Annotated in this window: 8 protein-coding genes and 2 pseudogenes; 5 read left to right on the top strand and 5 right to left on the bottom strand. The window is 71.1% G+C overall.

Translation table 11 applies throughout. The features are described from left to right. Positions 1–91 precede the first annotated feature (91 nt). A pseudogene (locus ACMXN5_RS04710) lies at positions 92–220 on the bottom strand (carbohydrate-binding protein); the annotation flags it as partial. A gap of 336 nt (positions 221–556) precedes the next feature. After that, positions 557–2440: pseudogene (locus ACMXN5_RS04705) on the bottom strand (M4 family metallopeptidase); the annotation flags it as partial. Positions 2441–2862: 422 nt separating this feature from the next. Between ACMXN5_RS04705 and ACMXN5_RS04700 the strand changes: the two are divergent. After that, positions 2863–4329, top strand: a complete 1467-nt coding sequence (locus ACMXN5_RS04700; RefSeq protein WP_439674135.1) for a sugar porter family MFS transporter — start codon at positions 2863–2865, stop codon at positions 4327–4329. Between the two features lie 36 nt (positions 4330–4365). On the opposite strand, the gene ACMXN5_RS04695 is transcribed toward ACMXN5_RS04700, so the two are convergent. Continuing rightward, positions 4366–6012: an ABC transporter permease gene (locus ACMXN5_RS04695; protein ID WP_439674134.1), complete on the bottom strand. Its 1647-nt coding sequence runs from the start codon at positions 6010–6012 to the stop codon at positions 4366–4368. Then, positions 6009–6920 (bottom strand): ABC transporter ATP-binding protein, encoded by a 912-nt coding sequence (locus ACMXN5_RS04690; RefSeq protein ID WP_439674133.1) that lies wholly within the window; start codon positions 6918–6920, stop codon positions 6009–6011. The genes ACMXN5_RS04695 and ACMXN5_RS04690 overlap by 4 nt, the downstream gene beginning before the upstream one ends. Before the next feature lie 117 nt (positions 6921–7037). On the opposite strand from ACMXN5_RS04690, the gene ACMXN5_RS04685 reads away from it, so the two are divergent. Both ACMXN5_RS04685 and ACMXN5_RS04680 read left to right on the top strand, forming a co-directional pair. After that, positions 7038–7523, top strand: coding sequence for a GbsR/MarR family transcriptional regulator (locus ACMXN5_RS04685; RefSeq protein ID WP_439674132.1), 486 nt, complete (start codon positions 7038–7040; stop codon positions 7521–7523). Positions 7524–7637: 114 nt separating this feature from the next. After that, positions 7638–9620 (top strand): WD40 repeat domain-containing serine/threonine protein kinase, encoded by a 1983-nt coding sequence (locus tag ACMXN5_RS04680; RefSeq protein ID WP_439674131.1) that lies wholly within the window; start codon positions 7638–7640, stop codon positions 9618–9620. Positions 9621–9802: 182 nt separating this feature from the next. On the opposite strand, the gene ACMXN5_RS04675 is transcribed toward ACMXN5_RS04680, so the two are convergent. Next, entirely contained in the window at positions 9803–10498 is a 696-nt protein-coding gene (locus tag ACMXN5_RS04675) for an HNH endonuclease family protein (RefSeq protein ID WP_439674130.1), read from the bottom strand. A 190-nt stretch (positions 10499–10688) separates the two neighbouring features. Between ACMXN5_RS04675 and ACMXN5_RS04670 the strand changes: the two genes are divergently transcribed. Next, entirely contained in the window at positions 10689–11312 is a 624-nt protein-coding gene (locus ACMXN5_RS04670) for an RraA family protein (RefSeq protein WP_439674129.1), read from the top strand. 278 nt (positions 11313–11590) lie between these two features. Further along, entirely contained in the window at positions 11591–13114 is a 1524-nt protein-coding gene (locus ACMXN5_RS04665) for a serine hydrolase domain-containing protein (protein WP_439674128.1), read from the top strand. Positions 13115–13184 lie beyond the last annotated feature (70 nt).

Here is a 13184-nt window from a genome sequence, read left to right as displayed (position 1 = left end):
GCTACGGACGAGTGCTACCGGTGGGTACTACCGACCCGAAATACCCACCGGCGGCCTCGACTTCGCGCGGACTGCGCGCGAGCCGGCGTCCTCAGCACGGTCCGAGGTCGAGCCACACCCCCCACTGTCCGGTGGTTCCGGGGGTCTCGCCCTGGGTCCACCACTTGGCGCGGTAGGTGTGCCCCTGGTACGAGACCGTGTTGCCGCCCACGTAGACGGTGTTCGCGTCCCACGGGGGCGCGGAGCAGTTGCCCGGACCGGTGCCGACCGTCAGCCGGTAGTCCACGCTGTGCGTGGTGGAGGTACCGGTGGCGGTGACCGTCACCGTGTACGTCCCCGGCGTCGCCGCGGAACTCGCGGACAACTTCAGCGACGACGACGCGCCGGACTGCACGGTGCCGGGCGTGAACACGGCGGTCACGCCACTGGGCAGGTTCCCGGCGGCCAGCGTGAGCTGCTGCGGGGTGCCACTGAGGGTCGCCGTGGTCAGCGACGTGCTGACGTCCCCGCCGGGCGTCACGGTGCCCTGGGTCGGGTTGAGCGAGAGGGAGAAGTCGGGGTTGCCCGGACCGGAACCGACCGTCAGCTGGTACTGCGCGCTGTGCGTGGTGGCCGTGCCGGTGGCGGTGACCGTGATCGGGAACGTCCCCTGGGCCGCACCCGCGCTCGCCGTGAACTTCAGCGACGCGCTGCCGCCCGACTGGACGGTGCCCGGGGTGAACACGGCGGTCACGCCGCTGGGCAGGGTCCCGGTGGTCAGGGTGAGCTGCTGTGCGTTGCCGCCCGTGGTCGCGGTGGCGACGGAGGTGGTGACGTCACCGCCGGGCTGCACGCTGCCCGAGGTCGGGTCGAGCGAGAGGGAGAAGTCGTCCGGGTTGCCGACACAGGTCGGGTCGCCGGTCTGGGCGGGCAGGCTGACGGCGTCCCACGCGGCCTTGGTCTTGTTGAACAGCGCGCAGGTCGGGTCGAGGCTCTTCGCCGCGGTCAGCGTCGTGGTGCGGTACTTCTTGTACGTCATGCCGCTGGTCTTGAGCAGCATGCCGCCGTAGAAGACCTTGCCCGCGTTCTGGATGCCGACGCCGGCCAGCGTGGTGTTGTTGCAGGTCGGGCTGCCGGGCTTGCCGTTGCCTGCCGGGGCGGTGCCCTCGGCGAGCAGGTAGAACCAGTGGTTGAGCGGGCCGGCCGCCTTGTGCACCTCGGTGTTCGGGATCGAGGAGCTGTAGCAGTCGGGGTCGCCGTTGGTGGACGGCTTGTACATGTAGCGGATCGGGCCCTGGCCCACGAGGTTGACGGTCTCGCCGACGGTGTAGTCCGGCGAGTCGAAGGAAGTGGGCTCGTTGGTGTACGCCTCGGTCAGCGCGCCGAAGATGTCGCCGGTGCCCTCGCCGAGTCCGGCTTCGCGGCTGGTGCCGCCGGGGGTGAACTGGTCGATGCCGTGGCCGAATTCGTGGCCCACGACGTCCATCGAGCCGATCCACTGGTTGGCCTGGTTGTGGCCGATGGAGACGGACGAGCCGTCCCAGTAGGCGTTGATGTCGCTGATGCCGACCTTGACCGGCCAGCTGCCGCCGGTGCCGTTGTGGCCGTTGCGACCGAGCCAGTCCTTGAGCATGTTCCACTCGTTCTGCGCCGCCCACATGACGTCGACGCAGCCGGTCTCCTTGCTGGACGCCTGGCCGTTGCCCCACGAGTCGGTGGACTTCGTGAAGACCTGGCCGGTGGCGTTGTCCGCGCAGCTCAGACCGGGACGGGTGGAGTCGCGGAGGGAGTAGGAACCGGCCGAGCCGCTGGTCTGGATGGTCAGCGGATTCGGGCCGTTCCACTGGCTGTTGCCGGTGCCGGCCTTGACGTCGTCGACCTTGTCGAGGACCTGGCCGGTGCTCGCGTCGACGAACACGTGCAGTCGGCTCGGGGCGGTGTCGGTACGGCCGGTGACCACCGTCTCCCACGCCAGGTTGCTGTTGCCGTCCAGGACGTGGACGACGAGGCGGTGTGATTCGACCTTGTCCACGACCGGAAGCTGGGCCTTGGACGTGGCCTCGGCGGTGCCGGCGGCCACGGTCGCCCGGGTCGGGACGGATATCTGCGCGCTGGTCGCGGCCTGGGTTCCGCGGACCCGGCCCTGACCGTCGGCCATGACCACCGCGTCGCCGCCGACGACCGGCAGGCCGCGGTAGGTGCGCTGGTACGCGACCGAGTACAGGTCGTTGATCCAGGGGGTGACGAGCTGACGTTCGAACTTCTCGTCCGGGCCCTTCGCGAGGGCGTCCAGACCGTTCGCGACTGCCCGGTCGGCGGCGGATACCGCCTTGTCCTGCGAGCTTGCGGGGGGAGGGGAGGACGGTCCGGTGGTCCCGGCCGAGGTCGGGCCGACCGCGCCGATCGCCAGGCCGGCGATCAGGGCGAGCACGGTCCCGGCCGTGGTCGTTCTGCGATTCATCGAGGCTCCTTGGGAGGGGACATGCCTCGACCACGTCGCCGACGTGCACCGCGGCGCTGGGGAGCGACACGGGCGACCGTGCAGGCCGGGTACGTGCCCGAGCGAGCGAAACACTCACACGGGTGTGGGGCGGCGGAGAAGCGCTCGGTGGCGATCGGCTAGTTCTGGCAAATGCTCGGGGCGGAACGGAATCCCGGACGACGGTCCGGTTGACGGATCCGGGTGGCGGATGACGCCTTCCGGTCGCCTGCCGATGATTAGCGGCGAAATATCGGGCAACTCTCAAGATCCGGCAACCGGGCCGGGTCCGGAACACCGTACGGACCGCCCCGGACCGGACGGGCGCACCGGACCGGGGCGGGGCGTACCGAACCGTGCGGGGCGCACCGACCCGCACGGACGTACGGACCCAGGAGGCGACGTTGGTCGGCAGCACAGCGACGACCGGGCAGTCGAGCGGCGGTGGCGACGGGACCCCGGGCGGTGGTTCCGGCGGCGGCTATTCGGAGAACCTCGGCCACGTCATCTTCATCACGGCCGCCGCCGCCATGGGCGGATTCCTCTTCGGCTACGACAGTTCGGTGATCAACGGCGCGGTCGAGGGCATCCGGGGCAAGTTCTCGCCGGGTTCCAGCCTGCTCGCCCAGGTGGTCGCCGCCGCGCTGGTCGGTTGTGCGATCGGGGCCGCGATCGCGGGCCGGATCGCCGACCGGATCGGGCGCATCCGGGTGATGCAGATCGCCGCCGTGCTGTTCGCGGCCAGCGCGGTGGGATCGGCGCTGCCGTTCGCGCTGTGGGACCTGGCGCTGTGGCGCGTTTTGGGCGGTACGGCGATCGGGATGGCGTCGGTGATCGGCCCGGCGTACATCGCCGAGGTCGCCCCGCCGGCCTATCGCGGCCGGCTCGGCTCGTTCCAGCAGGCCGCCATCGTCACCGGCATCGCGGTCTCGCAGTTGGTCAACTGGGGCATCCTCAACCTGGCCGACGGCGACCAGCGCGGCAAGCTGATCTTCGGGCTGGAGGCGTGGCAGGTGATGCTCGGCGTGATGGTGCTGCCGGCCGTGCTGTACGGCCTGTTCACCTTCACCATCCCCGAGTCGCCGCGCTTCCTGCTTTCGGTCGGTCGGGAGGCGCAGGCGCGGAAGGTGCTCGCCGAGGTGGAGTCCGACGACGTCGACCTGGACGCACGGGTGGCGGAGATTCGGGCGGCGATGCGGCGTGAGCACAAGTCCACGTTCAGGGATCTGTTGGGCGGTGGCGGGTTCGTGTTCCTGCCGATCGTGTGGATCGGCATCGGGCTGTCGGTGTTCCAGCAGCTCGTCGGGATCAACGTGATCTTCTACTACTCGGCGTCGCTGTGGCAGTCGGTGGGCATCGACCCGAACAGCTCGTTCCTGTACTCGTTCACCACCTCGATCATCAACATCATCGGCACGATCATCGCCATCTCGCTGGTCGACCGGGTGGGCCGCAAGCCGCTCGCGCTGGTCGGTTCGACGGGCATGGCGATCTCGCTCGGCCTGGTCGCGTGGGCCTTCTCGGCCCGCACCGGGAAGGGCAAGAACATCAAACTCCCGGACACCGAGGGCACCGTCGCGCTGATCGCGGCCCACTCGTTCGTGCTGTTCTTCGCGCTGTCGTGGGGCGTGGTGGTGTGGGTCTTCCTCGGCGAGATGTTCCCGAACCGGATCCGCGCGGCGGCGCTGGGGGTGGCGGCGTCGGCGCAGTGGATCGCGAACTGGGTGATCACGGTGTCGTTTCCGACGTTGTCGGACTGGAATCTGTCGGCCACGTATGTGATGTACGCGTGTTTTGCGGTGTTGTCGATTCCGTTCGTGTTGAAGTTCGTGCCGGAGACGAAGGGCAAGACGTTGGAGGAGATGGGGTGAGGGTGGGGGCGGTCGGGAAGGTGGTTGCCGCGGGGTTCAGCCGAGGTCGCGGTGGCGGAGGGCGGTCAGGCCCGCGATGGGCAGGATGGCGGCGAGGGTGAGCAGGTAGGCGTACGGCGTGGCGGTGACGTCGGCGCCGGGCAGCTTCGGCAGGTGGGCGAACGGTGATACGTCCAGGAGCGACTGCGGCAACTTCAGGGCCGGGCCGAGCCAGCCGAGCGCGATCACCAGGCAGACCAGGCCCCAGACCGCCGGGGTGAGGCGGGGCAGGGCGCCGACGATCAGGACGGCCAGGCCGGTCATCACCCACACGGCGGGCGTCTGGGCCAGGGTGGCGAGCAGGACGCGGGGGAGTTGGCCGGAAACATCCCCCACGGTGATCCCGTACGACAGGCCCATCGCGAGGCCGCCGGCGGCCAGGACGGCGGCCGTGCCGAGGTAGGCGACCACCAGGTGTCCGCCGGCCCAGCGCAGTCGGCCGACCGCGTTGGCGAGCAGCGGTTCGGCCCGGGCGGCGGTCTCCTCGTCGCGCAGGCGCAGGATCGAACCGGCCGCGAACACCACGCAGATCAGGCCGAGCAGGCCGATCAGGGTGGACAGGAACGCGTCGGTCAGGTCGACGTGGCCGCCCATGCGGCGGACCAGGTCACGGGTGCCGTCGTTGTCGCCGACGATGTCCTTGGCGCCGTCGGCGATGCCGCCGAACACCGCGCCGCCGAAGGCGAGGCCGATCGCCCAGGCCGCGAGGGTGCCGCGTTGGAGGCGCCAGGCCAGGCCGTATGCGCCGGCCAACGACGCGGGGGCGTGGGCCGGTCCGGGGCGTGGGCGGATGAAGCCGGCGCCGATGTCGCGCCGACCGGCGAGGGCGTACGCGAGCACGGCGCACCCGGCGGCGAGGGCGGCGGAGGGAAGCAGGACCCACCAGCGGTCGCCGGCGAAGGGGCGGACGTATTCGGCCCAGCCGAGGGGGGTCACCCACACGAGTGGATGGCTGCCTTCGTCGGCCGCGGGCCGGGCCGCGTCGCCCGCCGCGCGCAGGACGAAGGCGACGCCCAGGACGGCGACGGCGATGCCGCGGGCGAGTCGGGTGTTCTCGGTCAGCTGCGCGGACACCGCCGCGATGCCGGCGAAGACCATGCCGGTCAGCGCCACGGCGGTGCCGAACGCGAGGGAGCCGGCGGTGGATCGGCCGGCGCCGCGCAGGACGGCGGTACACAGGAGCAGCAGCGCGAGGTTGGCCAGGGCGGCGCCGGCCAGGGCCGCGGTGAGGGGCGCCCGACGGCCGACCATCGCGGCGGACAGGGCCTCCTGGCGACCCGTCTCCTCCTCGTCGCGGGTGTGCCGGATCACCACGAGCAGGCTCATCAGGCCGGCGAGGAGGGCGACGGTGGCGCCGACGCGCCAGACGGTGAGGGCGCCGTAGGAGTCGGCGTAGACCGCGCCGTACAGGGCCCGGAACGAGCCGTTGGCGTTCATGTCGTGTGCGACGTCGGCGCGTTCGGCGGCGGTGTCGTACAGCTTTTCGAGGGAGCGCCCGGTGCTGAAGAGGGTGCCGACCAGGGCCACCACCCAGACCGGGATCAACACGCGGTCGCGACGCAGGGCGAGGCGGAGGAGGGTGGGGGTGCCGGCGAGGTGGCGGGCCGACGCCGTGGGGGCGGGGGTGATGGTGGTGGCGGTCACCGGGACACCGCCACGGGCCGGGTGTCCTCGGTGCGGTAGTGGCGCAGGAACAACTCCTCCAGGGTGGGCGGGCTGCTGGTCAGGCCGCGTACGCCGATCTCGGCCAGCCGGCGCAGCACCGGGTTCAGGTGCTCGTTGTCCACCTGGAGCACGGCGTGGTCGCAGTCGCCGCGCAGGTCGTGCACGCCAGGGAGGTCGGCCAGGCCGTCGGCCGGGCCGGTGAGCTGGGCGCGGACGGTGGTGCGGCTCAGGTGGCGCAGGTCGGCCAGCGAACCGGACTCGACGGTGCGCCCGTTGCGGATGATGCTGACCCGATCGCACAGCGCCTCGACCTCGGCCAGGATGTGGCTGGACAGCAGCACGGTGCGGCCGCGATCGCGTTCCTCGGCGACGCAGGTACGGAAGACCTCCTCCATCAGCGGGTCCAGGCCGGAGGTGGGCTCGTCCAGGATCAGGACGTCCACGTCGGAGGCGAACGCGGCGACCAGGGCCACCTTTTGCCGGTTGCCCTTCGAGTAGGCGCGGCCCTTCTTGGTCGGGTCGAGTTCGAACCGGTCCAGCAGGTCGGCGCGCCGGGCCGGGTCCAGGCCGCCGCGCAGCCGGCCGTACAGGTCGATCACCTCGCCGCCGCTGAGGTTGCGCCAGAGGGTGACGTCGCCGGGTACGTAGGCGACGCGGCGATGCAGGGCCACCGCGTCGCGCCACGGGTCGCCGCCGAGGAGGGTGACGTCGCCCCGGTCGGCGCGGATCAGGCCGAGGAGGACGCGGATGGTCGTGGACTTGCCGGCGCCGTTGGGGCCGAGGAAGCCGTGTACCTCTCCGGTCGCGACCTCGAGATCCAGGCCGTCGAGGGCGTGCGTGCGCCCGAAGGACTTGTGCAGACCGGAGACGCTGATCGCCGTGTTCATGTTTCAGAACATACGCGTCCTTCAGAAAGTTGTGAAGTTAAGAAAAGTCAAGAATCATGAAGACGAAGCGGCAGCGTGCTTCGTGGGTGCCCGGAGGGTGGTCGTAAGGTGAGCCGGATGCGAGAAGAAGAGTCGGTGGCGAAGCGGGACGAGGCGGCCGTCGCACGCTACGTCGAGCGCTTCGCGGGCGAGCTGACGGATGCCGGCATGCAGCGGATGGGCGCGCGCGTGTTCGCCGCCCTCCTCGCGGCCGACTCGGCGAGCATGACCTCGGCCGAACTCGCCGAGTCGCTGCGGATCAGCCCGGCGGCGGTGTCCTCGGCGATCGGCTACCTCACCCAGGTGCGCATGGTCCACCGCGAACGCGAGCCGGGTTCGCGCCGGGACCGCTACTGCCTGCACGACGAACTCTGGTACGAGACCTATGGAGAGCGCGACAAACTCCTGAGCCGCTTCGAGACAATCCTCCGAGACGGCGCCCAAACCCTGGGCCCGGACACCCCGGCAGGCGCCCGAGCCTTGGAATCCGCCGACTTCTTCGCCTTCCTCCAGGAGGAATTCGTCGGAGTCATGCAACGCTGGCGGGCCCGAACCACCAGGTGACCCCCGGCCCTCGGCCCCGCCCACGCGGCCCCCACAAACCCGAACGCCGCATCGGTGCGGGATGATCACGGGCTGATGGGGAGGGTCCCCGGAGTGCTGGTTAAAGTGATCGCCGTGACGGGGACTGCGGGGTTGCTGGTCGGGGGCCGCTACCGGTTGGTCGCGCCCATCGGGCAGGGCGGCATGGGGCGCGTGTGGCGCGGTCATGACGACGTCCTCGACCGCGATGTCGCGGTCAAGGAAATCCTGCTGCCCCCGGGCATCCCCGACGTGACCCGCGACCAGCTGATCGCCCGCACCCAGCGCGAGGCCCGCGCCACGGCCCGGCTCCAACACCCCGGCATCGTCACCGTGTTCGACGTCACGGAGCACGGCGGTACCCCGTGGATCGTCATGGAACTCGTCCGCGGCCGCTCACTCGCCGCCGAACTGGCCGAGCACGGCCCGTGGCCGTGGCAGCGCGCCGCGGTGCTCGGCGCGGACCTGGCCGAGGCCCTCGCGCATGCGCACGCCGCGGGCGTGGTGCACCGCGATTTGAAGCCCGACAACGTCCTGGTCGGCGAACACCGCGCGGTCGTCACGGACTTCGGCATCGCCCGCATCCTCGACGACGTCATGCAGCTGACCAGCACGCACACCGTCATCGGCACGCCGCACTACATGGCCCCCGAGCAACTGGAGGGCCGGCAGGCCGAGGGCGCGGCCGACATGTGGGCCCTGGGGGCCACGCTTTTCGCCGTCGTGGAGGGCCGACCGCCGTTCGACGGGCCGACGTTGACCGCGGTCATCACCGCCGTACTCACCGGCACGCCGCCGGACGCCCCGCACGCGGGCCCGCTGGCCGCCGTCCTGCCCACACTGCTGGCCAAGGACCCCCGGCAACGCCCCGACGCGCCGACCACCGCGCAGCGCCTGCGCGACGTGCCCCCGCCGCGCGAACAACGGCCGCCGGCCGTGACGATCGTCAATCCCCGGATCCACGACGCCCCGACCCGGTCCGCCGCCGGCACGCCTCCCACCGCACCGCCGCCCGTGGCGGATGCCGGGTCCGGGCAACCGGTCGCACCCCGCCGGCCGAGCCGCCGCACCCTGCTCATCGGTGGTGGTGCCGCCGCCCTGGCCGGGGCGGCAGGCGGCGCCTTCGCCTGGTCCCGCGGCGGCGACGGCTACGAGGACAAGTCCCTGTTCCGGTTGACGGGGTACGGCAGCGCGGTGAACACCGTGGCCTTCAGCCCGGACGGTCGGACACTGGCCGGCGGCGGGGGCATGGCCAAGTTCGAGGACCCGGCCACGGGCGACACGGTCGTGCGGCTGTGGAACCTCACCGACCGCGGCCTGGCCGCGACACTGCCCGAGCAGACCGAGAAGATGCTCCGTTCCGTGGTGTTCAGCCCGGACGGCAGGACGCTGGCCGGCGTCGACTACGGCAGGACGGTGCGGCTGTGGGACGTACGCGCCGGCACGGTCGACCCAACCCGCAGCCCGGGCTCCAACCGTTACGACAACACATGCTCGCTGGCGTACAGCCCTTCCGGGGCGTTCCTGGCCGGAGCCGACGGCTACGGCGTGCGGCTGTGGGACACGGCCGGCTATGCCGACGCGGGCATGATGTACGGCCACGACGCCTACGACAACTCGCTCTACACGCTGGCGTTCAGCCCCGACGGCAGGCTGCTGGCGACCGGCGGCGCGGCCGAAGCCGTGCGGATCTGGAACTTCGCCTCACGCACGATCGCCGCCACGCTCACCGGCCACGACACCACGGCGGTATCCGAAGTGGCGTTCAGCCCGGACGGCAGGATCCTGGCAACGGCCGCCCACGCCGTCACGCTGTGGGACGTCGCCACACGATCCCCGCTCGGCGTCCTCAAACACAAGTACGCGGAATCGCTCGCGTTCAGCCCCAACGGCCGAACGTTGGCGACCGCGGGCAACGACAACGACATCCGGCTGTGGGACGTCGCCCGGCGCACCCGGGTCGCCACACTCACGGGCCACACGGACAGGGTGAAGTCGATCGCGTTCAGCCCCGACGGGACGACCCTGGCCAGCGGAGGCGACGACCGCACCATCCGCATCTGGAGAGCTCCGGCCTGACAGCACCACCCTTCCAGCCGGTCCGGCGTTTGAGGACGCCCACGCAGGCACCCCTAAACGGCATCCGGGTGCGCAGCCCATCTCAGCCCGTCCGGCGTTTGAGGACGCCTGCGCAGGCACCCGTGAACGGCAACCGTTCACCGAACGCAGCCCATCCCAGCCCGTCCGGCGCTTGAGGACCCTCAGGGCGTGCCAGGCTCGATCGGCACGTTGGGGCACTGCGCGCCCAGTCGCCGGAGCGTGTCGAGCTCGGTCGGGTCGACCGCCAAGTCGTACTTGGTCTTCACGATCACCCAGTCCGTGAGGTACGTACAGCGCGCCCCCTCATACGGCGGCAGCCACGTGCTCGGATCCTGATCGGCCTTGGAGCGGTTGTACTTCGCCGTCACGGCCACCAACGCCCGAGGCTGGTCGAGGTCGTTGGCATACGCCTCACGCTGCTTCGAAGTCCACGCGGACGCGCCCGAGTCCCACGCCTCGGCCAACGGCACCATGTGGTCGATGTCCAGCCCGGCCGCGCCGTCGACGTAGGCATCTTCGTAGTAGGAATACCAACGCCCTCCGGCAAGAGCGCACTTGGCGCCGATCTCGGGCGGAAGCACGGCCTGGTCGATCAGCACCTCCGCGCGCGTCGTGCAACCGTTCTTGTCCGCGTCGATCCAGTGCCGGAACGCGGCACGGTCATAGCCGGAACGATCCTCCTCCGCGACCCGAAGATTGGCGATCGCGTCGTGCAGCGGAATGCGCGAGGCCGACGCCGTCGCCCCCGCGGCCGGTGCCGCCACAGCCGTGCCCGGCGTGAACAGCAGCGCGCCGACGCTCGTTGCCGCCACCACCAGGGAGGCCATCCGGCGCCCAGTGGCCCTCGTCCTCGTCATCTGAGTCATCGTCATCGTGTCGCCCCGGAGTCGTCGTGATCAGGTTCGCGGTCCTGTTGTAGCGACTGACGGGACGGGATCGGCGACGACGCGGATCGGGCCACTCGAAAGAGTGCAACCGGCAGGAGCGGATGGCCTGTTCGGTAGTGTCGCGCCGTCTCGTCGCCCGATGCGAACAAAGGATGAGCCGATGAACGACGGTGCCGGATTCGCGGACATATCGCCGACCACCCTCGCCGACCTGCTCGGACGCGCGCAGGTGATGGACATCGGGATCCGGCCGCTGTGGGGCCCGATGCCGCGCGTGGCCGGCCCCGCGTTCACCGTGCGGTGTCCGCCGGGCGACAACCTCATGCTGCACGCGGCCATTCATCGCGCCGAGCCCGGTTCGATCGTCGTGGTCGAATCCGGCGACGTGGACTACGCCTTGGCGGGCGGCAACGTATGCGCCGTCGCGCGGCGGCGCGGGATCGCGGCATTCGTGGCCGACGGGGTGATCCGGGACCTGGCGGAGGTAAGGGAGATGGGCTTCCCCGTGTTCGCCCGGGGCGTGATCCCCATCCCCGGTATGAAGGCGGCCGTGACACCGCTCAACGCCCGGGTGCGCTGCGGCGGCGTCGACGTGGACCCCGGCGACATCGTGGTCGCCGACGAGGAGGGCATCGTGGTCGTCCCGAGCGCCCATCGAGCGCAGGTACTCCACGACGCCCAACACAAATCGGCCACGGAAGCCGCCGAGACCCTGGCCGCCTGGGAGACAGCCCACCGCGCCCGAATCGACGCCCTGCTCACGGCCAACCAGCCGACCGATTGACGGCTTGATGTCGGTTACCCCGGGTGACCTCGGCTCGGCGTTGGTGGCGGCGACAACCGAGGGGACGCGGCTTTGACGGGCGCGACAAGGACAGCCCCGGTGCTCCCCCGTACGTTGTGCCGACCAGGCGCGAACGGAGAGTGGAGCCCAGGATGAGCGAACGGATCCCGTCGGAAATCACGCGGTCGGCGCCCGGGACGGGCGGGCGCACGCATGTGAAACCGGACGTGCGACAAGTGCTCTCGGGGCTTGCGGAGGGGCTGCGAAGCGGGTGGCCGGTGCCGGGAATCGCAATCAGCGTCGTCGATGGGACCGGCGAGTCGGCGTTCGTCACGGCGGGGTTCGCGAACGCGGAGTCCGGGGCGCCGATCTCGCGTCGCACGCGCTTCGAGATCGGTTCCATCAGCAAAACCTTCACCGCCTTCCTGCTCGGCGTACTGGCGGACGAGGGGAAGGTGGACCTCGACGCGGCCGTCGCCGACCACCTGCCCTGGTTCGCCCCGAACGGCGGCTCCCGCGCGATCACCGTCCGGCACCTTCTGCAGCACACCTCGGGCCTGGTGACCGGGGCCGACACGCTGCCCGATGCCGCCGCCCGCGGCTACGCGCTGCGCGATGCGAAGACCTGGGTCGAACCGGGTGAGCTGTTCCACTACTCCAACGAGGGCTACAACCTGCTGGGGTTGATCGTGGAGCGGGTGACGGGGCAATCGTTGGCGGACGCCATGACCGAACGTCTGCTGCGGCCCCTGGGCATGCGCGACTCGGCGGCGCGGATCACCCACGAGGACATCGCCGAACTCGCCACCGGATACCGGTTCCTGCGCGACGACCGGCCGCCGCTGCCATCGGCCCCCGTCGCGCCGGCCGGCTTCTTCGAGTATTCGTCGGCCGATGGGAACGTCCTGGCGACCGCCTCCGACCTGGGCCTGTTCGCCCGCATGTTGCTGGGCCGGGGCACCCTGGACGGCACCACGATCGTCGGGCCGGAGCGTTTTCGACAGTTCCTCACGGTGCCTTCCGATGCGGTCGGTCCCGGCTACGCGTGCGGCGTGGGCGTGGAAGTGATCGACGGCCGCACCTGGCTGACGCACGCCGGCGGGATGGTCGGATACCGCTCGTACCTCGCCGTCGACATCGACGGCGGGCACGGTGTCGCCGTGCTGACCAACGCACCCGGCGAGTGTCGGATCATCAACCGCTTCGCCCGCCATGTGCTCGCCGTCGTCCAGGGAGCCCCGGCGGACCCGGCACTGTTCGACCCGGAGCGGATCCCCGACGCTCGGCGCTACGTGGGGGTCCACGGAACGGCGCCGCGTCGGATCCGCGTCGAGTCCGCGGGGGACGACCGGCTCACGCTCACCTCGGAGGGGGTGACCGGCAAGCTGTACGACGCGGGGGACGGGCGGCTGGTGTGCGATCACCCGGAGTGGTCCGCGTACCACCACTCCCGGGACGGACGCTGGCTCTACGGCCCCGAGTCACTGGGTCCCGATCCCGCCGCGCCGACCGCCCCACCGCACGCACTCGTGGGCCGCTACCGGAGCTACACCCCCTGGTATCCCGCTTTCGACATCGTGCAGCGGGCGGGACGCCTGCACATGATCGCCGCGACGGGCGTGGAAGCGCCCAGCGACGAACCGGAACTCGTCCCGCTCGACGACGAGACGTTCCGCATCGGAGCCGATCCCCGGCTGCCGGAGCGCCTGACTGCCGGCCCCGCCCCGGACGGCGCGGTGCTCTGGGTCGACGTGGACGGATGCCGCTACACGCGCTCGTTCCGGGAGCACCCGAAGCCGTGAGCAGCGCTCGTCCGCAGCTCACGCACCCGCGCGACGGTGCGCACTGCGCTGTGGTCGAACGCGCGGGTCG

The sequence above is a fragment of the Embleya australiensis genome (genome assembly GCF_051903075.1).
In the GTDB taxonomy this organism is placed as follows: Bacteria; Actinomycetota; Actinomycetes; order Streptomycetales; family Streptomycetaceae; genus Embleya.
The sequence above is the reverse complement of the archived record's forward strand: the minus strand, read 5'-3'. Positions and strand labels throughout refer to the sequence as shown.

What these genes read in the sequence shown, in the direction of transcription:
- ACMXN5_RS04690 (WP_439674133.1), bottom strand. Translation starts at nt 6,920, where the DNA reads ATGAACACGGCGATCAGCGTCTCCGGTCTGCACAAGTCCTTCGGGCGC.
- ACMXN5_RS04685 (WP_439674132.1), top strand. Translation starts at nt 7,038, where the DNA reads ATGCGAGAAGAAGAGTCGGTGGCGAAGCGGGACGAGGCGGCCGTCGCA.
- ACMXN5_RS04675 (WP_439674130.1), bottom strand. Translation starts at nt 10,498, where the DNA reads ATGACGAGGACGAGGGCCACTGGGCGCCGGATGGCCTCCCTGGTGGTG.
- ACMXN5_RS04670 (WP_439674129.1), top strand. Translation starts at nt 10,689, where the DNA reads ATGAACGACGGTGCCGGATTCGCGGACATATCGCCGACCACCCTCGCC.